Consider the following 24,330-nt stretch of genomic DNA (forward strand, 5'->3'; position numbering starts at 1 on the left):
AAAGAACCAATTATAATATCAACGCTGTCACATAGTTTTTGTAGTCTTTGTATAATCTTTACTTTTGGTTTTATTTTTTTATTAAGCTACATTAACATCAGGTGTACGTGAACTATACCAATATCGAAATATTAACAAAAATTCAAGAAGGTGATTTAAAGGTTTATAAATCGTTATTCAAGGAGTATTTCAATGACTTAGTCCAGTATGCAGAGGGGTATGTTTTCGATATTGAAGTAGCTAAGGATGTTGTTCAAGAGGTATTTATTTATCTATGGGAAAATCGTGAAACAGTTAAGGTCAAGTATTTCAAAACCTATCTATACACCGCGGTTAAGAATAAATGCCTGCACCATATTAATCATCTAAATGTAAGAGATAAGCACAAGGTTTTTCTAATCAACAACTATCTGGAATTAAATGATGACAGTATCGAATATGATCCTGATGTAATAAAGCAAGTTAAAATTGCATTAGATTCTCTACCGAAGGAAATGAAAAAGGTGTTTAGAGCTAAGTATATTTATGATTTGACTATTCCAGAAATAGCAGAAGATTTAGATGTATCTGTCAATACTGTAAAAACACAATTAAAAAGAGCTAGGGCAGCTTTAAGGAATCGATTATTTAATCAATAATTGAAAAAAACTCATTTTTTTGTCACCCCATCTAAATACTTAAAGGTCAAAAAGGCATAACGAGATGAAATATGCCTGAAAAACACAAAATAGAATCAAAAATACTTTGGAGAGTTCATAAAGAAATAGCTAGTCCTGAAGAACAAGCGTTATTTAATACGTGGAGGTATGCAAGCTCCAAAAACAAAGCATTCTTTGAGCAGTTCTGTAATAAAATTGAAGCTGAAAGAACGCAATTAACCGAAGTGGAGATAGAAAATTCCTGGAAGCAAGTTTATTATTCAATCGCTGTTAAAAAAAGATTCTATTCCGTTTTCAAATACGCAGCAGCAATTACTATCCCTCTAATGTTGGGTTTAGGAATCTTATACTTTTCAGAAAACTCTCAAACACAAATGACAGAAAGGGAAGAGATTTTACCTGGGGTTAAAAAAGCAACCCTTTTTCTTAGTGACGGTAGTTCTTTGTCTCTAGAGGATAATAGCACAAGCATTGTTTTCAGAGAAAACGAGTTAGTCATTGGTAAAGATTCTGCGAATGTATTGGAGTATATTGATGTAAAATCCAATGTATTAATTTATAATACCATTAAAGTGCCAATTGGGGGTGAGTACAGCCTTAAACTAAGTGATGGCACTAATATTTGGCTTAATGCAGGATCCGAACTACGATATCCAGTTAACTTTGTTGGAGATAGACGAGAAGTTTTTCTTAAAGGTGAAGGTTATTTTGATGTCGCACACAATGATGCCAAACCATTTTTAGTCAATACTCCCCTTTCTGCTGTGAAAGTTTTCGGAACGGCATTTAATGTTATGAGTTACGAAGAAGATAAACGCCAAGAGGTTACTTTGGTAGAAGGAAAAGTGGGACTTGCTGTTAATAATAAACTATCATTATTGGAGCCAGGTCAACAAGCGGTATTCAATAAAGCCTCATCAAATGTAGCTATACGAGAGGTGGATACAGAAATATACACTGCGTGGACAAAAGGAGAGCTCATATTTGATAACATGCCAATGGATGAATTTGCAAAGAAAATAGCAAGGTGGTATGATGTAGATTTCTTTTTTGCCAATCAGAGAGTAGCTCAAAAAAGATTTGCAGGCTCAATAAATAAAAATATTGATTTTGAGCATTTTATGGCGCTATTGGAAAAAACAACCAACGTTAAAATAATTGTTGAAGGAAGAACCGTTTTAGTGAAGGAATTAAAATAAACCAGAATGTGTTACCAGCACATTCTGGTCTAATAAATAACAATAGGGGTAATCAGTTCTAAATCATTACCCTATGTACAATGTAAACTACAAAAATATGAAAAAAAATCGAAAGTGGTATGCACTTCTGACTATGTTTGCTATGCCACGAAAACTGTTACTAATCATGAGAATTAGTTTTGTTTTTATGTTTGTCTTGCTTTTGCAAGTTTCCGCTGCAGGTCTTGCTCAAAAAGTGACATTAAGCAAAAAATCAACGACCTATCGTCAAGTATTTAAAGAAATTAAAGAGCAAACAGGAATTGTTACTCTTTTAAGTAATGATGAAATCGACTTAAGCGAAAAGGTTGAAATAACCAATCAAATAATTGAACTTGAGCATTTATTACTTGAAGTAACCGAAGGAACAGGCCTTACCTATGAATTAATTGATAACTACATAGTTGTTCGACCTTTAAAGCCTGAAGAAGTACTAGCGATTAAGCAAGTTCAACAACAAGCTGTAAAAAACATACTACAAGGCCTCATTGTTGATGTGGAAACCAATGAGCCGCTTATTGGAGTCAACGTTGCAATTAAAGGTACAGCCAATGGTACGATAACGGATGAAAAAGGTGCTTTTACTTTGGAAGTAGAGGATGAAACAGGAACAATTGCCTTTTCCTATATAGGTTATGAAGATCAAGAGCGCCCTTTTTCTGATTCAGAATCGTATGTAATAAAGATGGTGCCGGCAGTCAGTTCGGTTGATGAAGTAATTGTATATGCTACCGGTTTAACCAAGATATCCAAAGAACGTGCAACAGGTTCTTATAGTGTGATGACACGTGCAGATATTGAATCGAGCCCTAACGAGGAGATAGCTCGCTCATTGGAAGGTAATGTAACTGGATTACAAGAAAATTACAACCCTGCGACTGGAGAAACAGAGATTACAATCCGGGGTGTAGGAACCATTAATAGTGAAAAGGCTCCATTAATTGTTGTCGATGGTTTCCCGGTTGAAGGAGACTTCTCAACTATTAACCCCAATGACATTGATAACGTAACAGTTCTGAAAGATGCTGCTGCTGCATCTATCTGGGGTGCTCGTGCTGGTAACGGTGTAATTGTGATCACCACGCGTAAAGGTAAAAACTCTGGTAAATTTAATGTAGAATTAGGCTCCTACCTTAAAATGGGAGAAGAGCTCGATATGGACTACAATGTAGCACGTGCCTCAGTTGATAATCAGCTAAACTATGAAAAGTATCTTGTAGACAATGATTATGGTATCTATTGGGGTGTACCTGATAATTTAAATGATGCACGCGACGTATACTCAAAGGGTGTACAAGCTTATTTTGATCATAAACGCGGAGCCATCAGTACGGCTGATCTAAATGCGACCATTGCACGTCTTAAAGCAACCAGCTATGAAGATGATGTTAAAAAGTATTTGCTACGCAAGCCGGTAACGCATCAGCACAATGTTTCCATTAGCGGTAGTACAGACAAAGCCTCATATTATTTGTCTGTATTATATAATAATGTAAAAGGCCACTTTCAGGAATCAGGGGACCAAAAGGTATTGATTAATTTCAGAAACACTTACCAGTTAAAAGACTGGTTAGGCTTTCGCTTTGGTATTACATCTGAGATAACAAAAAATGATAATAGTGGAAGTGACCTTGGTACAATCAGGAACATATCACCGTACGAAAGGTTGATCAATGACGATGGTACTTATGCACAGGTAGATTATGGTCTAAACTACGCCTATATGAATCCAATAGCAAGAACAGCTGACGGATTACCATATGAAAATTGGGGATACAACCCGGTAGAAGAAATGTTAAACCGTGATTATATTTCTAAATCTAACAACTCACGAATTCAAACTGCATTGGACTTTAAAATTCTTGATGGTCTACACTTTTCACCAAGTTTTCAGTTTGAACGATTCTCAACACAGAGTGAAAGGTACGATGGAGAAGATACATATGTTGTACGTAATATGGCCAATGATAATGTCAAGTATGATGAGACAACTAATACTGTTACAGAAACATACATGCCTATGGGTGGAATGTTTAATCAACAGTTTAGTGAAACGCTTTCGTATGATTTAAGGAATCAAATAAATTTTGACAGAAAATTTGGCGAGGATCATGAGGTAAACGTAGTAGTGGCCACTGAACACATCTGGAAAATAAATGAGTCAACAGGCAACACCTTATATGGTTATGATCCTGAAAGTAATACACATGCGAATCCTGTTTACGGCTATGGATCAAGTGCTTTTAACTGGAATACAATGATTCCGAGTTATTATGGAGGTGGTCTGTCAACAGGTCACTCTCTCGGGTACGATAATACACGTTTGTTCTCGTTTTTTGCAAATGGTGCTTATACTTTCCGTCAGAAGTATACACTAACTGGAAGTTACCGAACCGATGCGTCTAATATGATTGTAGAAGATCCAAAGTTCAGGTATTCACCATTTTGGTCGATTGGAGGTAGTTGGAATGCCAAGAAGGAATCATTCTTAAGTGATGTAGAAATTTTGGACCAGCTAACTTTACGAACAACCTATGGTATTTCGGGTAACACCATTACAACAGCATCAACAGTGCCTGTTATTAGTTTATCGTCATCCCCAAGTAATCGTACAGGTGAGCGTTCAGGTTATGTTAGTGATTATGGAAATCCGACCTTACGCTGGGAACGAATTAATCAACTAAATGTGGCTGTTGACTTCTCTTTATTTAATCGCTTATTATCAGGCTCCTTTGAAGTATATGATAAACACAGCGAAGACTTATTGGCGTATGTTTCAATTGCTCCAACCTATGGTTCAACAGGACAGACATTTAATGTAGCTGAAGTGTCAAACAAAGGAGTGGAACTAAGCTTAAACGCCAACCTTAAATTTGGAGAACTAAGGTGGAACTCAGGATTAAACTATTCTTACAATACAAGTGAGGTACTTTCTTTACAAATTGCTCATATTTACCCAAGAAGTATTAGCTATAATCGATTTGTTGAAGGGCAACCTGTAGCCCCAGCTTATTCATGGGTATACGGTGGTATGAATGAGGATAATATACCAACAATTGAGGGGGAGAATGGCATAACCTATACCATGAACGAAAATATTGGTTCAAATGGTGAAAAGGGTGAAGATGTATTAAGGAATATGGGAACCTTTATCGCCCCTACTGTTATTGGCTTTAGTAATACATTCGATTATAAGAATTTCACGTTTAGAGCTTTAATTACAGGTAAATTTGGTCATGTTTTCCGTCGCCCAACATTTAGTTACGGAATGATATCTCGAACTAAATCATTTTACCATGAAGATTTAAATGGATTGATGGAAGGAAAGGCTGATGAAATGGGCATCCCTGCTTTACCCAATGGCTATGAGTTTTACAGTTATCGCTGGGGCTGGTATGCACCAAACCTAAATACATTAGTGGAAGATGCCAGTCATATAAGGTTACGTGAATTGTATCTGGGGTATAAGTTACCTGAACGTATTGCCAGTTCAATTGGTTTAGATAAGTTAACAGTATTTGCACATGCACGTGATTTGGGAACCATCTGGACTGCTAATGATAAAGGAATCGATCCTGAGTTTATCAAGGGAAGCCGTTTTAATCCAGGTGCTTCATATACCATCGGCTTTAATCTAGGATTTTAAAAGGACTTAAATATGAAAAAGATATTATTTTTATTATTGATCGGTGTGGCATTTGTTGCCTGCGATAGTTTCCTTGATGAGGAACCTAAAAAATCGAGTGCTAAAACACTTGAAACAACTGAGGAGTTAGATATATTATTTAATGGTATGTCATATTCATATTACTCAGATCCTGACTTCTTTTGTACTGATAATTTTGAGATACCATTGGAAGTGTATGATGAATTACCTAATACATTCTCATTCAATATAATTGAGCAATACCTTTTTAATACAAAGATTGAAAATGCAAATGATCAATGTTGGAATCAAAGGTATCGGACAATTTGGTTATGTAATTATGGTATACAGGTTATTGATGAAAATAGCATTAGTGGTTCTGATGAGCAGAAGCAGCAACTAAAAGCAGAAGCACATTTTATTAGAGCAACGGAGTATTTTGCTTTGGCCTTAAATTACTGCTTACACCCAAGCGAAGCTAATGCGGGTGAGCCAGGCTTACCATTACGCACGGGTACTGATTTTGAAGAGAGTCTGGCACGGAGCTCAGTTGCCGATACCTATAGTTTTATTGAAGCCGATTTGCAGGAAGCTTTAAAACTTGATGTTGACTTTGAACGCAATTGGCGTGCAAGCAAAGCTGCTGTAGAAGCATTTGCTGCCCGCTATTATCTTTATATTGGGCAATTTGATAAAGCAGCGCAGTATGCTGCAGGTGCTTTAGGCGTGCATTCTGATATGATTGATTACGATGCGGAGTTCTACACAGTAGAAGATGCTAGTGGGATAGCCTATCCAATGACCAATACGTATAATACTTTTCGCCCCGAGTGGTTAAACTTCTGGAAAGGACAGTACATGAATCGTTCCTTGTCTAATCCACATTGGAAATCTTTACCAAGTCAGGAGTTAATGGATCTTTACGATCCAATGGACAAACGCTACGAAATGTTTATGGTTGAAGATTATCTAAAGCGATTCGGATTTGTTGATAATCCACATGTTGGTTATATTCAGGGAGGTAACTTTGGCGAATGCATTGCTGGAGCATCAACATCTGAAATGTATCTAATTAGTGCTGAGACAAAGGCTCGTAATGGAGATATCGCTGGTGCAATGAATGATATTGAAGCGGTACGTATTAATCGTTTTGCAGCTGCTGATTATGTTCCAATGGCATTGCCGGCCAACAAAAAAGAAGCAATTCAGACAGTTATCGATGAGCGCCGTCGTGAAATGCCATTTACTATTCGCTGGTATGATATTCGACGCATTAATGTAGATCCTGAAGTGGATAATATCACCATCCGTCGTAAATTTTATCCACTTGATGGGAACCAAGTCAATATGGAGGCAGAACCTATTGACTACATAATAGAGCCTGACTCACGACTATATGCTCGTCCGTTAAATGAGGCTGTTATTAACCTAAGCAGTGGACAAACTAAGCAAAACGAATATTAATTGTATGTGATTTAATATGATAAAAGAGTCTTCCTTAGCTGATGCATTGTGCTTAAAATGTAAACTTTAAGGCTGAGGGAGCTCCTTTACTTTACCAACAAAAAATTAATAAAATGAAATATACAAGATATATAAACTTATTGGTGGCTCTCATTCTTCTTCTTTCGGGAATGGCTTCCTGTGATGAAGAATCCTTTTCAAAGGATGACTTTGAGTGGAAAACGGAAGCAATGACTATCGTGATGCCTGGAGAGTATAAAAACTTCTTTTATGCCAGTAATGCGGAAGCTTTTATCGTAACAGAACTAGATTTTTCTGTTTCGGTATTAGCGGCTTCAGATGATGATGCTAATACTATTGAAAAACTTGAGGTTTATGCTTATTTCCAGGAAACAACTGGAGATGAGCAAGTAATGCATGGTGGAGAAAATGGCAAACTATTCAAAACATTTGATGATGTTGAAGATTTCAATTTATTTCAGATGAGTATTACTATTGATGAAGTTTATGAACTATTTGCTAATGAATTAATAATTAAAGACAGACCTAATAAATTGATATCAACCGACCTTATTGAACTTAAATGGGTAATAACCGATATCAATGGTAATGTTACAGATACGCGTACAAACTGTTCAGGTTCTCAGTGTCAGTACCTATTTGGTGTGGATGAGGGCTTTGCCTGTCCTAACGACTTATCTGGTGTTTTAAATTATGAAGTCCTGGATAAGGGAGCTGGTGCAACAGGGTTTGTTGGCAAAACAGGTACAGTTCAAATAACACGTGTATCATTAAGTGGTGAATATACCATAGACGATTGCCAGTTTGGTACTTCGTGGAATGGAAATAAATATGCAGCTAAATTATTTGATCAGGACTGTTCTAACTTAATTATTTTGGATGAACCTGATGGAACTGAGTGGGAGATAACTAATATCAATGGTCCTACATGTGATATTACTTGGACGTATTATTATACAGCTGGTTACGACGAATGGGCGACAGTAAGGGTAACCCGTGCTGATGGAAAAGATTGGCCGGAAGACCTTCGAGGAGAAGGTCCATATTAATAATTGTTTTCGATGCCGGTTTACCCGGCATCGAATTTTTTTCTTCTGCAGCGCAGTGTACACTGCATATTTTACATTCGGTTCTCCATCTTCCTATACGACAGACATTATTATTGAGAACCATAATTTTAAAATAATATCATGACTAAATTAATAATTGCCTTCTTGGGGGTGTTTGCAATAATTACACCTACCATTACAGCCCAATCAAATACCTTTAAGATACATGGTAGCATTAAAGGACTAGACTCAGAGAAAATGTGGGCTATTATAAACGATGTCAACGAACCTAATGGTTATCGACGTGAAGAGATTGTTGTTGAAAATGAATCTTTTGAATTTACATCAGAAATAAATGAAATTACGCACATCACTATTTCTACAGGAGTTGACCGCGTTGTAAAAAAAACAAAGCGAGGTTATTTCCCCGCAAAGTCTTCTTTATTGGCTTGTTTCGTATATCCGGGAGCTGACATTAAAGTGAGTGGTGAGATTACTGATTTTATCAATGCTTACCCAGAAGGGGATGCCATGAATAATGGACTTGCTCAATTAAATAGAGCTATTTACCCAGTGATGAACGAAGCTGTTAATTACTCCGTTGAAGCAGATAGTTTAAATGGTGAAGCGAAAACACTTGTACAGAAAAAAGGGAATAAAATTTCCGGAAAATCAATTGATATGAAGGCGCAGTTTATTGCGGATAACCCAGATGAACTGGCATCAGTATGGATGTTATCAGATATGGCACTTCGCAACCAATTGCCGATGTCACGCATTGATGAATTATTTACTGCCTTTACTTCAAAATACAAGGAAACCATTTATTTCAAAGAAATTGCTGAACGATTAGTAGGTTTTAAAGCTACTAAAACCGGTGAAATAGCCACTAATATCATCAGTAAGCAAACACCTGATGGAAGTGAGTTTAATTTGGAACAGTTGCGGGGGAAATATGTGGTGATTGATTTTTGGGGTACTTGGTGTGGTCCATGCATGGATGGTATGCCGCATCTAAGAGAATACTATCTTAAATATAAAGATAAACTTGCAGTATTAGGTATTGCGCAGGATAGGGATATTGAAAAGTGGAAGGCCGCCATTGAAAAAGAAAAAATGGATTGGCATAATATTATCAATAATGATAAAAATAATAATGATTGGGTTCTAAAATACAATGTGAGTGGATTCCCAACAAAACTATTAATTGATCCGAATGGTAAAATAATTGGCCGATGGGTAGGTGAAGGTGAAGAAGGAGAAGGATTATATCATAAAATTGACGAACTGTTACAATAAAATAATTTAACGATGAGAGTTACATTAATAATATCCATTTTTGCATTGTTGCTATTTACACAATGCAAAAACAGCAAAACAACAATAAATTTTGAAGTAAAAAATGGAGCAGAAATACCATTATTTATGACAACATTTGTTGAAGAAAGATACCTGATTGATACGCTTCGGTTTGATGAAAAAGATCAAGTTATGATCGAATTAAATGAGAATCAATTGGAAAAGCTAAGTTTTAGGTATGACAAAACAACCATTCGACCTTACCTTAAAAAAGGTGATCAAGTTAGAATATCACTGGAAAATGGCACTGAAAAGCTTAGTGTAAGCTTTAGTGGTGATAAAGCCATAGTTAATAAATATAAATTTCAGCGCGAAAAAGAATTAAATTATGGCTTAGCACGTCAGTTATATGGCGATCAACATGCTAAAAAACCATTTTTAGAGCTTTCTCAGGAAATCGATGAACTACATAAGATCTGGACAACAAAATTAGATAAACTAAGTAAAGAAGATAAACTGTTTGTTGTAAGTGAGGAGAATTACCTTGATTATTATTTTAAATATATAAAAGCTGTATACCCCTGGTATATGAGTCGTCAAACAGGTAATGCTCTTGATTCTGATATAGAATATAATGCTTTTGTGTCAAGTTTAAGCGAACATGAGGCTGACGAATCTGTAGAGATGTATTATCAAATATTTGACCAGAAGATTAGTTGGAAACTGGCGCTGGAGAAAGCTAAAAGAAATTTGGGTGATTCCACATATTTAGTCCACATGGAATTGATTAATGATAATATCAAAAGCAGTACGCTTAAAAACAGGTTATTGTCAAATGCTATCAGTGCATATCTATCATGGGGGATAAATAATTTGTTGGAACCAACCTTTTCGTATTACATGCAATCGTGTACCGATATGGCTATGAAAGAGCGAGTAGAAGGCTTGTATACTAATGCGGTCAAACTTATGCCCGGTCAGCCGGCTCCTGATTTTGAAATGTACACAAAGGATGGTGAAAAGGTAATGTTGAGCGACTTTAAAGGTAAGTTTGTGTATTTTGATGTGTGGGCAACATGGTGTGGGCCATGTAAAGCTGAAATACCTTATCTAGCTAAACTAGTTGAAGAGTTTAAAAATGAAGAACGACTAGAAATAATTAGTATATCAGTTGACTCCAGTCATAAAGCATGGGTAGAGATGATTGAAGATGATCAACCAGAATGGAAACAGTTTATTGTTAAGGACGCGTTTAACTCAGCCTTGGCTAAGCAATACAACATTAGTGGTATTCCACAATTTGTATTAATCGATGCAGATGGTAATATTGTTGATGTGCAAGCGGCACGTCCTTCAAATCCTAATCTATTGGCAACCTTAAAGGCCTTAGTAGCTGAAAAATAATTAAACCGGGATTAGTTTAGTAAGCACCTCTCAGTAATTAGTAAAAAGCAAGAGAGGTGTTTTACTTCTAGTCAATTGGAGTATTCAGGATCGTTATTTTGGAACATTTAAAGAATTCATTTGTTTGATTAAGAGGGATTGAGAGCAATTGGCATTGAAATAATTATATTAATTCTTTAAATGTAAAAATCATGAATAGATGGGTGTTTTTATTATTGATTGGGGTTTTTATGATGTCTTGTAGTACTGATAACTCCGAGCCAGCTCCAGAGCCAGAAATGGAACAAGCAAAACTAACGACCTTTAATTACCTGCCAGTAAATTTCTCAATCGATTGGCATGCTAATGGTGAAGAATATCAGACAAATCAGGCTTATGCTTTTGGGAGTGGTTCAACAGTTATGTGGGAAAAGGGGAACAATAATATAAAATTAGAAGTTCTAAATGCTATTGACAAAACACTAGTTGTAGCAGATCTTGAATCATTTGATAATAATGAGGAATACATTGCTATAGCTTTTGGTTCATTGGCAGAACCCGATTTAGAAGTTCTTGAAAAAGATTTAACACCTGCTGCTTCTGGTAAAGTTCGCCTACGTTTTTTTCATGCCTTAGATGATGTTGGTGCTGTAGATATATACATGGGGGGTGAAACAGCTGATTTTAAATTAGTGAGTAATTTGGAGTATGAAGATGACAGTGATTATATGGATGTTGATTCAGATAAAGTATCCGGGCAAGTCGTTTATACTCCAACAGGTGTATTGCCTAATGAACAAACTGATATTCTGCGTTATTCAGATAGTCAAAGTAGTGAGCCGAATAAAATATATACCCATATTTTGGCACCTAAAATTGATGACTTTAGTAAAGCTGGGGTGTTTATTGTTAATCATTAGATGTTTGAATAAAATTGACTGGCTTACCAACATGGGAGTACTTTAAATAAGCTGTTGAAAGAACATAATATCTAAAGGAGTAGGTTTGTATTATTTACTCCTTTTTTATGTTTTGACCCTCTATAAAACCGTTTCTAATGAAAATTCAGCCCATATTAGTGAAGTGGCATGTTAGAATAATCTCACAAAACGTACCTCTGAAGAGATCATCTTCATTTGATTTCGTGTTGGTCTCTTCTGCTGATGAATAGCTATTGTCAGGCAAGAAGAAGCGTATTGTAGTACCATTGTTCTCTTCGCTCTCAGCTTCAATGTAACCACGATGTGCCTCTACGAGTTCCCGTGTATGTGAAAGACCAATACCATACCCTTTTTCATTCATCGTATTGTCCTGATAGAAACGTTCGAATACTTTATTTAATTTATTGGACGATATGCCCTTGCCTGTATCGCTTACCTCAATTTTCACAAACGACTCATTGGATGAACTATTTAGTATTTTGTATTCCTGCTGTTGCACTTTTTCAATAGTAACGTTTATCTCGCCATGTTTAGTGTATTTCAATGAGTTGGAAATAAGGTTAAAGAAAACCTTTGCTATCATGGAAGGGTCAAAATTGAGCAGTATTTCCGAAGAAGAACTGGTAACATTATATTTCAAACCTTTGTTTCTGATAGCATAGGTAAAATGTGCAATTTCTTCTTTTGTAAATGTGACAATATTCAGATTTTGCAGCCGAGCCACTAACTTTCCACTTTCTGCTTTTCTAACATCTAAAAGCTGTTCAATAAGATAATTTAATCGTTTGACATTGCGTTTTATTAACAATAAAGGTTCCTTTATTTCACTACTAAGATTTTTTTTTTGAAGTATGCTTTCAAGTGGTCCTTTTATCAATGTTAGAGGTGTTCGGAGGTCGTGCGAAATATTGATGAAGAATTCTGTCCTTAGTTGAATTAAGACATTTACTTTTTGATTATGTTCCTGCTCCAGTAAAAGCTTGTTTTTAGTGGTATAGAAAAATATAATGGTAGTAATAGTCGTTATAATTGCCCTAATTGTGGTCATGAACAGTCAAGAACATTTTCAAAATACATTGATGTTGAAACAGGGAATTACCTGCATGATAATGTGGGAAGGTGTAACAGGGAGGATAAATGTGGTTACCATTATACGCCAAAACAATATTTTGAAGATCAGGGATTGCCGGTCATCAAACAAACCCTTGTAGTGGATAGAAAACCCGAACTTCAGCCGTCATTCCTTCCTTTGGAATTTATAACACTGACTACCAAAATACCCATCTTTATACATTTCTAATTAAATATTTTGATAAGAATACTGTCAATAATGTTATGGAAATGTATAAAATTGGAAGTTCTAACAAATGGTATAAGTCAACCGTATTTTATCAATTTGATAAGTATAACCGGTGTCGTACAGGTAAAATAATGCAATATGATGCTAATACAGGAAAGCGTGTTAAATCACCCTATAACCGTATTGCATGGGTTCATAGCAATGCAAGTAACTTCCATGTGAAATAATGCTTATTTGGTGAGCATTTAGTTAAGCTATCAGAAGATAAACCTATTGGTATAGTTGAGAGTGAGAAAACTGCTTTGATAATGGCGATTATACAACCTGATTACATTTGGTTTGCTACCGGGGGATTGTCAAATTTATCAAAGGATAAAGTTACCGGCTTAGGTTTTAGGAAAATTGTATTATTTCCTGATAGTGGATGCGCTGAAAAGTGGAAAGAGAAGGTGAAGGAATTAATTAACATTATTGTTTCAGATGGCCTGGAAAGCTATCCCAAAGGATATGACCTGACAGATGTTGCTATTAGCAGCGTAAGTAAAGATAAATTTGGACTGTAATATTTTTTGGCTTTTCGTAAGTTGTGTCATTACGGTTTCTGCTTTTCTATACAGATATAATACTAAATTTGTAGCTCATTCAAATAAGAGTTCCATAATAGTGATTCAAATAGCAAATAAGCATAAAAATAAGGCTCATAACCACCATGTGATTATGAGCCTATTACTGTATATATTAAAGGGGTGGATACCTTACATATCCTGATATTCTTTCAAAGAGCTGTCAAATTTTCCCATATCAAACACAAGACCTTGCTGAGCAGATTGATTCATTTCAGACTGTTGAAAGATCGAGCGTTTTGGCATATTCTTGCTCCGCTTAATACTCCTCTGCCCTAAATTAAAGAAACTGGTTATCTCTTCCAATTCATTAGCCTGGGATGATAATTCCTCGGAACTACTGGCCATTTCCTCTGAGTTAGAAGCGTTTTGCTGCGTTACATGACTCAATTGCTGAACTGCACTATTCACCTGGTTAACACCCGTTTCCTGCTCCTGGCTACCCGTTGCAATTTCGTCAACCAATTGTGATGTTTCAACAATATTAGGCACCAATGCTTTTAACATAGCTGTACTTTTTTCGCTTAACTGTGCACCACGTTCAGCCAATTCAACGATTGAACTGGCGGCAGCCTGGCTGCGCTCAGCCAATTTACGTACTTCGGCAGCTACCACTGCAAACCCTCGTCCCTGATCACCTGCCCGAGCAGCCTCTACCGCCGCATTAATTGCCAACAAATCTGTTTTTTCGGCTATTTGAACAACCACATTTATCTTATCGTTAATGTCGTTCACAGCTTGCATACTTTCTTCTGACGCCGCGGCTACCTCTTCCACATCGCTAGATGCTTTAGCTGACAAATCTCTTGTTTTTAAGGCATTGCTTGTGTTTTGCTGAATATTAGCCGCCATTTCTTCCATCGACGAACTCACCTCTTCGGCCGATGCCGCCTGCTCGCTGACACCCGATGATATTTGCTGTGCCCCACCACTCAGCTGCTGACTGGCACTGTTAATATTATCGGCACCTGTTGATATGCTGACCATTACACCTTTTAGACGCTCCACCATCTCTAGCATAATTTTAATTACACCCTGCCTGTTACCTGCATTGCTGGTATCAATGGTTAAATCACCGTTACCCATGCGATTGGCTATTTCTTCCAGCTCTTTTGGCTCACCCCCTAGGGTACTTGTAATAAAACGGGTAATAGCCAGGCTAATAATAATGGCTAATACGATTGCTCCGACTAAAAATGCTATAGACAATACAAATAGGTTATTCTGACTGGCATCGTACACTTCATCGGCTTCCTCATTTTCATCAATCAACTCTTGTCGTAACTGCAACAGAGGTTCTCCCATTTGAGTTATCAAACGATCAATTTCCTCATCTATTTGTTTAAGTTGTGCTTCCATCTGCTGGAGCTTTGCTTCATCACTATTCAATAATTTAGCATCCAACAACGGAAACAATTGTTTATCAACAATCTCTTCAAATTGATTTTTTGCTTGCTTCGATTGCTCATATTGACGCCTTTCAATATCGGTGTCTAAGATTCCTTTAATAACGTTATAATCATCATCTGCTTCGGAAACTATTTTGTGCCATTCATTTTTTGATGCATTTAAATCAAGGTTAATTATCGCATCACCAATTACCTGATAGTATTGGAATGGTAATGCCGAAGCTTCTGTTATGGTTATGGCATCATCGGCTCGACCTGCTCCTTGGTGCTGTAATTCTCCAAGCGTATTTAAACGGTTAATTTGAATAACATTTGAAATAATAAATACAGCTAACACAAGCCCAAAGCTTAATAATAGCTGCTGTACTAATTTTAAATTTTTAAAATTCATATTCATCTTGTTTGGGTGTTAAAATATAATAGAGGTTCTGATTAGCCCCAGTAGGGTGTTATTATTGCCACTAACTGCACCAGGGTTAATAATGTATTGAAGTTCGGGCTGCAAGGCTACTTTCTCTGAGATTTGAGCCTTGTAAAAGCACTCGATTATTTGCTCATTCTCCAAATTGAATATACCTGTTTCTCCCAGCAGGTTTTTATTAATCGTCATAGAGGCTAATGCCAGGCCCAGCATATCATCCTGCCGCTTTGCAAACGGCGCATGTATATTGAGTCCTGCTGCCAAAAAAAACGGAACAGCGTTGCGGTCTTCGGGTGCATAACCAATATGAAAAAAGGATGCCAACTGACGCCCTGCATGGCTGCTATACAAGAACTGCTCGGCAATGGCATAGGCACCATAATTACCTTTTATGGAAGCCTCCCCTCCCGATAAATCGTCAAATACGCCACTGTGGTAATAGCCGCCTGCCCGGTAACTGCCCTCTAAACCATTCAACAGGCTCATATTGCGGCTCACTTCTGCAATGGTAAGGTAGCCTCCCGCTTTACTAAGGTCAAACTGCGTATTATAGGGCTCCACATCCAAATCGAGCGGATCGCCTTGATAAACACCGGCTCTCAAGCTAGTGTTATCATCCACATCATAGGCCATAACAACAGCCATACATGTTTTGGGAAAAGAGGAAACACCCACATTCATAGAAACAGTTGGCATAAAACCAAAAGAACTGTTGATGTAATCAATAGCATATTCACTCACTAAAAACTCAGAGTTCATATCGTGCACCCCAAAAGTCAATGAAAATTTATTAAAGCTTTGTTTGTACCAAAGTTCCAGTAGGTAAGTATAATTGCCATTATCGATGTTAGAAAATACCTGTAAATCGCCCACCATATCGGCCGACGATGTAGCGCCATGAGTGGTTCCTACCTGCATGGCCATTTCGCCACCCTGCCACCAGCCCGCATCGGCGGTATTGAACCCGGCAATTAAATCAATCATACCCATGTAGGCATTACCGGTTGCCAAAGCAGCATTGGGGCTGTTAAGGGCATCGAATACATAAGAAGCTTCAAGTGTTAGGGGATTTTCCTGCTGGCTGCGCACTTTATGTACAAGAAAGAATAAAAAGACAGCTGCAAGCAGGTGTTTTGTTAGGCATCTGGCTAATTGCTTCATAATTTATGGTTTACGCTAATTAAGTAATCGCTACACTAAAAATCACGATACAAACATAAAGCACTGATTCCTAAAGAAACAGACCCTAAATGACTGTTATAGCCATCTTAATAACCGCAATAAGCAAACAAATTACCATCCATCTCCCCCCCCCCCCTAAAGTGTGGTTTACAAATAGGTATTTAGTACCGAATAATCAGTGATACCCCCATTAGATGCACTTGGATATTACTATTTTGTAACACCTCAGGTTCTTAATCCAAACTATGTATTCCTTTGATTAGGATGAGTAAAACTGCTTCTTCTGTGCTGCCAGATCAATAGAAAATTGCAGCATTTCATAGATATCTGCTGAACGTTTAATCCAGGTATCAATTGTTGATCTTTAAGTATCAAACTTTTGTCAATAAGCAATTTTAAATTAAAATCATGGAAGAAAAGTAAATTGATTAACTATTAAGCGAAGTATATACTTAATCCTATTTTTCTTTTAATAGTAAAAGAACTGCAGCCCAACTTCTTACATAATTAAAAATTACCAAAGACTCGTTATGTTGTTGTTAAAAACAATTGAGGGTTTTCTTAAGATGACGGATTATTCTATCTTAACACATCAATTTAAGTTACCTATATGTCTTATATTCTTACTCCCCCAAATACTTGTAATGACTGTTATGCGGATATTACCGGTTTTGAGTCGTTAAACAAATCAGAAATACAGATATTTAAAGAAGGACATTGTCAGGTAAATTATACGAATGGAGAAACAATTGTTAAAGAAGGTACACAATGTAACAATGTTATTTGTATTAAAGAAGGCTATGCTAAGTTGCATATACAAGGACTTGACAATAAAAATATAATAATAAAAATCCTCAAGAAAGGGGATTTTATCATCAATCCAGGAGTTTTTACCAGCACCAATAATATTTCTCAGTTTACTGTTAGTGCTCTAAGCAACATTAGTGCTTGCTTAATGGATTTAGATGCCTTTCACGAGGTATTTTATAACAACAAAGCATTTGCAACTTACGTCTTAAATCTGAATAATAATTTAATTACAAATTTATTCAACCAGGTGATAGACTTGTCTCATAAAAAAATGAGCGGGCGAGTTGCTAATGCATTACTGTATCTTTCCAATTCAATATATGAATCTCATTTTTTCAAAATTCATTTAAGCAGGCAAGAACTTGCCGATTTATCAAGTGTTTCAAAGGAGAGTTTACTTCGTATTTTAAAGGATTTTAAACAAGATGGTATCATTAAAATCAATGGTAATCATATTGAAATAGTATCGTCAGATAAATTGCGTAACATTAGTAATTATGGGTAATGAAATGCCTTAATAGCTATTTATTTTTGGCATGGCTAAGTATTACTTAGGATATAAACATTTGTTGATAATGTATGATTCTTTAGTTTTTAGATCTTCCTTGACCACAGGCTTTTAGGGTGTTTAGTTAATTGGAGAAGAAAGGATTTGTATAATTACGAATATAATTTGTAGGTATAAGTGTTAGGGAGATAATAGTCTTACCAAACCTTTATATAAATCGAAAATAGTCTCACAAAACCCATCGTACCTATTTACTAGATCGAGTCGCAATAATCACAATTACAACATCTGTCTTTTTAGCTGCTGCTGACTGCCCATTTTCAACATCAGCAAACCATAATGTTGGGTCGTATGTGATTTGTGCAAGAGCACTTACATCCGTTGCAAAAGTAATAATCCCCTTTCAGTCTCAAAGGTTTCTCCTGAGTTGAATTCAAAACGTAAATCATGACTAACGCCTTGCAAATCAACATTCTTACCTATTGCTGATGCTTAGTTATGCTTCTGATTATTTTTTGGTATACCTTTTGTTTTGTCTATGGCCGTAATTAAAAATAAAAGGTATGAATAAGTTGAAATTTAGGTTGTTAAATATTGGAACTTTATTACTTGTATCACTTTTGCTCTTTACTTCTTGTGATGATGATGATGATAAATTCGCTAATGTCATAATAACAGCTGTGGGTTCTGATTTAGACGGTGATGTTGTTGGTAATGGGGGAGGTACACAAAAGAGCTATACATTATTCAATCCCTTTAAAACAGTAGATTGGAATATGGATATGACTGCATCAGAAGGCGGCAGTTTTAACCTTTTAATTGAAGATTCTGAAGGAAAAGTAGTAATGAACCAAACGCTGGAAGCAGGGCGGGGTGATGACTCTAAATCAGGGTTATCCAGATTAGGGTCAAGAGGTGAATGGACCGTTACAATTACTTTGACAAACTTTAATGGAGATGGTTCGTTTAGTATCAGCCCTGAGGTTTTATTGTAAGTTACATTGATCATAGATTGGTCTCACCACGTTAATCATCGCTGGGTGTCAGGTCAATTGCTTGCAATATTGTTATTATAAAATAGTCTGAAAACTAAAGTCTTTGATGAAGTCTCCCAAAACGCAAAGTTCGTAACTTCGTCAAACGATTAAAAAAGTCTGTTACTTCACAGTTTGTTAATGTGTCTCATTGCAGAATTGGAAGCTATAGGTAAAAGCTATATTTGTAATGGTATCAACCAGAGTTTGCATCGATTTGAAGAATCTATTGAAATCAGCTTATTATTCCTCTTCCTCTTCTTCGTTATCACCCATATCAAGAAGAGATTCCAATTCTGAAAATTCTGCCATTAATTTAGGGCTATTTGAAATCTTCTTAATAAAAACAGGATCGGCCATCAGCTTCATCATATCCTGATACAAGGGCTTGCTCATTGTCTTTTGCATAAAATCATTTTCCTGCTTTTCTGTTAGCTCAGGCAATGCATTGAGTTTCGGAAAAAGTTTTTCGGATGTTTTAATCAGTTCAGCTTTTATTTCGGAAACTTTCTTAATCGCGATAGCTTCCGGTTCGGAATTCATAATCTGAAAAGCTTTATAGATTTGTGCGTTAAACTGGTCGTATTCTTTTTCCAGTGCTGCAGGAAGTTGCGCGAAAGCATTCAGGCAAAACATGGACAACAACACGGTGAATAAACTTGTGGCCCGTCTAATAGTGTACATTCTAATTTTCTTCCTCATAACAGTATAGTTAAATTTATTTTTGATGTTATTACTGCATTAATTCAAAGGTGCCCAATCAATTGCTCGAATTTCAGTGTGTTTATACAAACACTTTTATTATTTATTTGCCTTTTACATTTATATTCCAATAGCAATTGTGCGCTGGAAAAGTTTCGAACTGAATTTCTTGTTGTTCAGTGCCTTCATTTTGTTCCTTATTGATTCTAATCCATTTATCACCCAATCGGCAATAGCGAGTCTTCAATAAACTCAATTTATCATTGTGCATAATTTCGGTTGCAGATTCATACCTTATGGCACAATCCTTAACGCCTAATTCCCGGAAATCAGAATCGGGTTCACCTGTTCCTATGTTATTATAATGATGTTTTAAGCCTAAACCGTGGCCCACTTCATGAATAACTGTAGTTGTCAGCAGCTCAGAAAAGAGTCTTTGTTTTCTGGCCTGATCAGATATCTCACTTAAGGCATTTAAGATTCCTTGCTGGGTTATTTTTACCATATAGATACATTTCAGTGGGGCGTTACCTGGATAATCATGCCCGCAGCTTTTTTTCATGGGACTTTCGCCTGCACTAGTCGGATTGTTACCACCTACGGGCCAATAACGAACCCACATGGCATATTGTTTCTGATTTGAGTAAGTGTTAGTGGTTCTGTAATTCACCCATCTATTCAAGTCATCTTCTACATTACCAGTATACTTCATTAAAGTATGGTCAATGTAATGCCAGTTTAAATCCGCTGGATTATAGGGTGCATAATGCTCTTTGAATAATCCATCCTGATCATAAACAAAGACATCTTTATACATTGGATCGGTACGTACATGCTTTCCATTAACCTGCTCATTCTTTCCTTCTCTAAACAAATGACCTTGTTCATAAAAGCCACGATATTCTTCATAATTGCTATACCCATCTCCATTATTTCTTTGTTGATCGGGGAATGGATCATAATCCCATGTAGCCGATAAGTTTCTGTCAAATATTCCCATATCTTTTTCCCATTTATCAGCTATATGATTCCCATTTTCATCATAAGGTAAGAGCAAGGTTTTACCCGGCTGATTCTTCAACCTGGCATCATACCACTCGCCTGATGCTTTAATTCTTGCTTTTAGCATGGCATGGGCTCCAAAATCAAGAGAACTAATGACGATTATTTCTTCTTTTTTGTTATAGAGGTCTTTTTTACTAACAGCAATTATTTGCTTATCGTGTCTTTCAATATTTAATGGAGCATATTGATTCTCTTCTACTATATCCATGTCTGGATTAGTATTACCATCCATGCTGTTTAAGCAGGTGCCAGGTTCGGCAGATATATCAAACAGGGTAAATTCAATCTCGGAAGGATTTATATTGTCCCATGATAATTTTACTTCTACCATGTTGTCATCTTCAGGGAGCCAATCTTTATCCATAATCTCAACATATATTTCTGGTATTTTTATGCCGGAAGGGAAGAGCTTCCAACTCTTTGTAATGTTTTGACCGGTAAAAGAGCCTTTCAGTGTTGTGCCATGCTTAGGTAGTGAGTATTCTTTGGGCTCATTAAAATCGGGAAAAAGATTAGAAGCAAACATATTAATTGTCATGACACTTTCTGCTTCTTCCAATGGTCCACTGTAATTTGCCCATTCTTCAGTCTTTTCACCAAGTGGCATAAATATTTCACGAAGACCAACAGGTAATTGCGACAGAGCAGAATAATCTGTTGGAAGACCTTCTACAGTGCGTGTCAGCGTTGATTTGCTATTACTGGGATGGCCATTAAAGCCTACCCCATAGGAGTTAGAACTTAAGTCAATCGACAAATAGCCTCCCCAAAACTCTCCGTATTCATTAAGTGCCGGATTACCAATATGTCCACTGCCTTTTGTTTCTGTTTTCTCTGTAATTACGATTCTTCCGTTGGAGTCGTTACTAATCATTTTAACAGTCTTTACCTCACGCAAAAATCCGGAACCATAACCATACCATTCCCCAAAAGAATGTCCATCAGTCTCTACTGCTTCATTCAAAACATATTTACCACTTATAATCGTTTTGACTTCTATAGTATATGTAATACTCGGAGTTGATTCCAATTTCTTACTGAATTGGTATGTTTCTTCATATTCAGCATTCCAACTCTTAACACTTAACCAATTGGGTTGCTTTTTTTGATTCAGATAGTCATCAGCATCTTCTTTGTAATAGGTTTTAGTAGGTGCCATTAAACAAAGCATCAACGCAATGAATGTTACTCGTTTAATAATAAGCAGGAAGTACATATTTAAATCTTTTGTAACCATACTACAAAGCATAAAAGAAAGTTCATCATGCAGGAAGGTTCTATCAGGTTGTTATTTCCTACTAATCCCAATTAAACTATAGACTTTTTCATACTACAAAAACTACAGACAATGAAGTGTAAACCAATCGTTAGCATTTAAGGAGTTAAAGAATAGCGGTTAACACATAACCCATAGAATCAGTTTAACAATTACTTATCCTGCGTTATATGGTATTATATTTTTATAAACTCAACTCTTCTGTTGTTGGCTTTGCCTTCCGGAGTGCTATTGGTGTCAATGGGTTTACTTTCGCCAAATCCTGATGTGCTTAAGCGCTCAGCTGCAATGCCTTTTCCTACAAGGGTATTTTTAACTGCAGCGGCCCTTTCTTCCGAAAGTTTTTGATTCGAAGCATCATTACCGTCACTATCGGTATGTCCTTCTACACTGAAGCTAAGGTCAGCATGCTCATTCATCAACTTGTAAATCTGATTAATTACGCCCATGGATTCAGGTCGTAAAGTTGCTTTGCCCACATCGAAGCGAATACCATTAGTAATGAATTTCCCGTCGCTAATCACCCTTTCGTACAGGTTCATATGGCCTTTGGCAATACGAATGTTTTTGAGAAGAGCCGGACTTCTTTCATGACATTGAGAAGCCATTATTGAAAAACCTGATGGGTTCCCTCCCAAATTAGGAATGTTGGTGATACGTTCTTCACCAAAGTAAATTTTAAGGGAGCGTATATTAAAAGAGATGGCTATATGCTGCCAATAAGGGTAGTTTTTATTTTCATCAAATGTTGTTTTCCCTTTATTAAAAACAAAAATATCTTTCGGGCTTATGATGATACGTGGCAAGTCAGGATTCTTTTGTTGATTAACGACATCGTATAGTTTAATTTCGAACTTTGTGCAGAATTCAGAGAAATAAGCATCGAACTCAATGGTGAATTTTTCAGGCAAGTAATCTCCTTTTTCCTTCATAAGAGGAACAATCTCTGAGTTTTTAGTAGAAGGGAAATTAATGACGTTTTCACCTTTTAATTCTGCTATTTCAACATTTCCCGTTTTCAAATCCCATTTAGAAGGAAACTCTCCATTCTGTTCGTTGGCCAACTGATCTTCGAAAATTACAGTGTCACCTGGTACAAAATCATATTTGGTCCATAGTATAGAAGTAACTTCTTCATTTACAACATCAGAAGATTTTGTTTCTTTTGTCTCGTCATCTTTCGTTTTAGCCTGGTCTTCAGATTGTTCAAGCGCTTCTTCAATTTTTGCCTCAGCTTCTTTGCTGGTTTTTTCAGTCAGTTTTTTTCCAAACTTCTTGAGCGACTGTGACTCTGCCGGGATAGCAATTATAAGGGAGATACTCAAAATAAGAATAATACGTTCCATATTAATTTATTTTACAAGTTGATATTGGCGATTGAGGCGGGAAAAAGCCAATATACAACAGAAGTCCTCCTTTGTAAATAGAATGGAATTCCATATTCAAAGGCGATATTCGGAGCTGACATTTTTTTTATTATAGGGAAGTCTATCAGCTAATCATGTCTTTTTTTTATTGTAATAGCGCAATTTTCACATACTAAAATGAATCATAGTAATATGTGTCTTACCAAAACCCACTAATAGATTAAACATAAATAGTTATAAAATATTTTTCCTATTACTGATATTGATACTGCATTTGAAATCATGTGATATTGCAGGTCGTATGGTCATTGTGAATCGTACGGGTGAAACAGCATATTATTCCTATTATACTATGGACAACAATGGCTTTAAGGATACTGTTTTGATTGAGATATTAGGTGGGAAAGGATGTTTTACGGTTAATAATTTGTTAACGATATCGCTCAATAAAACTTTTTTAATTCTGTTTGTGTTTCTTTGTTATAAGCTATTCTAACACTATGCTCAAGAAAATAAGTCATATATTAATGGTAACAGTGTTGTTAATTTCAACAACTGGTATGACTGTATCTAAACATTACTGTGGTGGCAGCTTGGTTAATTTGAATCTTTTTAGTGAAGCAATAGGATGTTGCGAAGGAGCATGTTCTTCTGAATGCTGTCACAATGAATCAGAACATTATGAACTGGATGCAGATTTTGTATCTGCAGTAAACAATATTGAGTACCAGGTAGCAACAATAGAACTGTTGTTCCCAATTGTACAAAGCTTTTTACTCTGCACTTTTGAGGAGTCGCATATTGAATTAGCAGACTATAATCCTCCACCTCCCAAAGAAGTGCTTACCTTTCTTTCTGACATACAAGTGTATCGTTTGTGATTTCTACGATATGATTATTAGTTGACTCAATGCGACTTAATTGCGTTAGTTG

The 24,330-nt window shown here is 36.3% G+C and carries 18 protein-coding genes and 1 pseudogene; 13 read left to right on the forward strand and 6 right to left on the reverse strand.

What is annotated here, in order from left to right; all coding sequences use genetic code 11:
- Positions 1 to 107: 107 nt before the first annotated feature.
- From ACRD69_RS13555 to ACRD69_RS13590, 8 genes are all read left to right on the forward strand, one after another.
- Complete coding sequence (locus tag ACRD69_RS13555) at positions 108 to 638, forward strand: RNA polymerase sigma-70 factor (protein ID WP_430815638.1); 531 nt, start codon at positions 108 to 110, stop codon at positions 636 to 638.
- Positions 639 to 709: 71 nt separating this feature from the next.
- Positions 710 to 1,858 carry a FecR domain-containing protein gene (locus ACRD69_RS13560; RefSeq protein ID WP_430815639.1) on the forward strand — a complete coding sequence of 383 codons (1,149 nt, stop codon included), beginning with the start codon at positions 710 to 712 and terminating at the stop codon, positions 1,856 to 1,858.
- A gap of 97 nt (positions 1,859 to 1,955) precedes the next feature.
- Positions 1,956 to 5,543 carry a SusC/RagA family TonB-linked outer membrane protein gene (locus ACRD69_RS13565; RefSeq protein WP_430815640.1) on the forward strand — a complete coding sequence of 1,196 codons (3,588 nt, stop codon included), beginning with the start codon at positions 1,956 to 1,958 and terminating at the stop codon, positions 5,541 to 5,543.
- A 12-nt stretch (positions 5,544 to 5,555) separates the two neighbouring features.
- Positions 5,556 to 7,007: a RagB/SusD family nutrient uptake outer membrane protein gene (locus tag ACRD69_RS13570; protein WP_430815641.1), complete on the forward strand. Its 1,452-nt coding sequence runs from the start codon at positions 5,556 to 5,558 to the stop codon at positions 7,005 to 7,007.
- Positions 7,008 to 7,120: 113 nt separating this feature from the next.
- Positions 7,121 to 8,077 carry a hypothetical protein gene (locus ACRD69_RS13575; protein WP_430815642.1) on the forward strand — a complete coding sequence of 319 codons (957 nt, stop codon included), beginning with the start codon at positions 7,121 to 7,123 and terminating at the stop codon, positions 8,075 to 8,077.
- Between the two features lie 141 nt (positions 8,078 to 8,218).
- Positions 8,219 to 9,376 (forward strand): TlpA family protein disulfide reductase, encoded by a 1,158-nt coding sequence (locus ACRD69_RS13580; protein WP_430815643.1) that lies wholly within the window; start codon positions 8,219 to 8,221, stop codon positions 9,374 to 9,376.
- 12 nt (positions 9,377 to 9,388) lie between these two features.
- Positions 9,389 to 10,780, forward strand: coding sequence for a TlpA family protein disulfide reductase (locus ACRD69_RS13585; protein ID WP_430815644.1), 1,392 nt, complete (start codon positions 9,389 to 9,391; stop codon positions 10,778 to 10,780).
- Between the two features lie 191 nt (positions 10,781 to 10,971).
- Entirely contained in the window at positions 10,972 to 11,679 is a 708-nt protein-coding gene (locus ACRD69_RS13590; RefSeq protein ID WP_430815645.1) for a DUF4397 domain-containing protein, read from the forward strand.
- A 145-nt stretch (positions 11,680 to 11,824) separates the two neighbouring features.
- Here the strand turns inward: ACRD69_RS13590 and ACRD69_RS13595 are convergent, their stop codons facing one another.
- Positions 11,825 to 12,748, reverse strand: coding sequence for a sensor histidine kinase (locus tag ACRD69_RS13595; RefSeq protein WP_430815646.1), 924 nt, complete (start codon positions 12,746 to 12,748; stop codon positions 11,825 to 11,827).
- Between ACRD69_RS13595 and ACRD69_RS13600 the strand changes: the two genes are divergently transcribed.
- Together ACRD69_RS13600 and ACRD69_RS13605 are read left to right on the forward strand one after the other, a co-directional pair.
- The gene (locus ACRD69_RS13600; protein ID WP_430815720.1) at positions 12,695 to 13,000 is read left to right on the forward strand and encodes a PG0870-related protein; all 306 of its coding nucleotides are present in this window, start codon (positions 12,695 to 12,697) and stop codon (positions 12,998 to 13,000) included. The two genes, ACRD69_RS13595 and ACRD69_RS13600, sit on opposite strands and share 54 nt — an antisense overlap.
- Positions 12,955 to 13,563 (forward strand): annotated as a pseudogene (locus ACRD69_RS13605) (DUF6371 domain-containing protein). Before ACRD69_RS13600 ends, ACRD69_RS13605 begins: the two are co-directional and overlap by 46 nt.
- 192 nt (positions 13,564 to 13,755) lie before the next feature.
- Here ACRD69_RS13605 and ACRD69_RS13610 read toward each other — a convergent pair.
- Positions 13,756 to 15,423, reverse strand: coding sequence for a methyl-accepting chemotaxis protein (locus ACRD69_RS13610; RefSeq protein ID WP_430815647.1), 1,668 nt, complete (start codon positions 15,421 to 15,423; stop codon positions 13,756 to 13,758).
- Between the two features lie 18 nt (positions 15,424 to 15,441).
- Positions 15,442 to 16,614: a carbohydrate porin gene (locus ACRD69_RS13615; protein WP_430815648.1), complete on the reverse strand. Its 1,173-nt coding sequence runs from the start codon at positions 16,612 to 16,614 to the stop codon at positions 15,442 to 15,444.
- Between the two features lie 631 nt (positions 16,615 to 17,245).
- Here ACRD69_RS13615 and ACRD69_RS13620 point away from each other — a divergent pair.
- Both ACRD69_RS13620 and ACRD69_RS13625 read left to right on the forward strand, forming a co-directional pair.
- A complete protein-coding gene (locus tag ACRD69_RS13620) occupies positions 17,246 to 17,950 on the forward strand; it encodes a Crp/Fnr family transcriptional regulator (RefSeq protein WP_430815649.1) in 705 nt (234 codons plus the stop codon).
- 566 nt (positions 17,951 to 18,516) lie between these two features.
- Positions 18,517 to 18,948, forward strand: a complete 432-nt coding sequence (locus ACRD69_RS13625) for a hypothetical protein (RefSeq protein WP_430815650.1) — start codon at positions 18,517 to 18,519, stop codon at positions 18,946 to 18,948.
- 282 nt (positions 18,949 to 19,230) lie between these two features.
- Here ACRD69_RS13625 and ACRD69_RS13630 read toward each other — a convergent pair whose 3' ends face one another.
- The 3 genes from ACRD69_RS13630 to ACRD69_RS13640 all read right to left on the reverse strand — a co-directional run bounded on the left by ACRD69_RS13630 (position 19,231) and on the right by ACRD69_RS13640 (position 23,376).
- A complete protein-coding gene (locus tag ACRD69_RS13630) occupies positions 19,231 to 19,689 on the reverse strand; it encodes a hypothetical protein (protein ID WP_430815651.1) in 459 nt (152 codons plus the stop codon).
- A gap of 103 nt (positions 19,690 to 19,792) precedes the next feature.
- Positions 19,793 to 21,991, reverse strand: a complete 2,199-nt coding sequence (locus ACRD69_RS13635; protein WP_430815652.1) for a hypothetical protein — start codon at positions 21,989 to 21,991, stop codon at positions 19,793 to 19,795.
- 215 nt (positions 21,992 to 22,206) lie between these two features.
- Positions 22,207 to 23,376, reverse strand: coding sequence for an OmpA family protein (locus ACRD69_RS13640; RefSeq protein WP_430815653.1), 1,170 nt, complete (start codon positions 23,374 to 23,376; stop codon positions 22,207 to 22,209).
- A 521-nt stretch (positions 23,377 to 23,897) separates the two neighbouring features.
- Between ACRD69_RS13640 and ACRD69_RS13645 the strand changes: the two genes are divergently transcribed.
- Positions 23,898 to 24,278 (forward strand): HYC_CC_PP family protein, encoded by a 381-nt coding sequence (locus ACRD69_RS13645; RefSeq protein ID WP_430815654.1) that lies wholly within the window; start codon positions 23,898 to 23,900, stop codon positions 24,276 to 24,278.
- The last annotated feature ends 52 nt before the right edge of the window (positions 24,279 to 24,330 follow it).

Source organism: Carboxylicivirga agarovorans (assembly GCF_050589845.1).
GTDB classification, from domain to species: domain Bacteria; phylum Bacteroidota; class Bacteroidia; order Bacteroidales; family Marinilabiliaceae; genus Carboxylicivirga; species Carboxylicivirga agarovorans.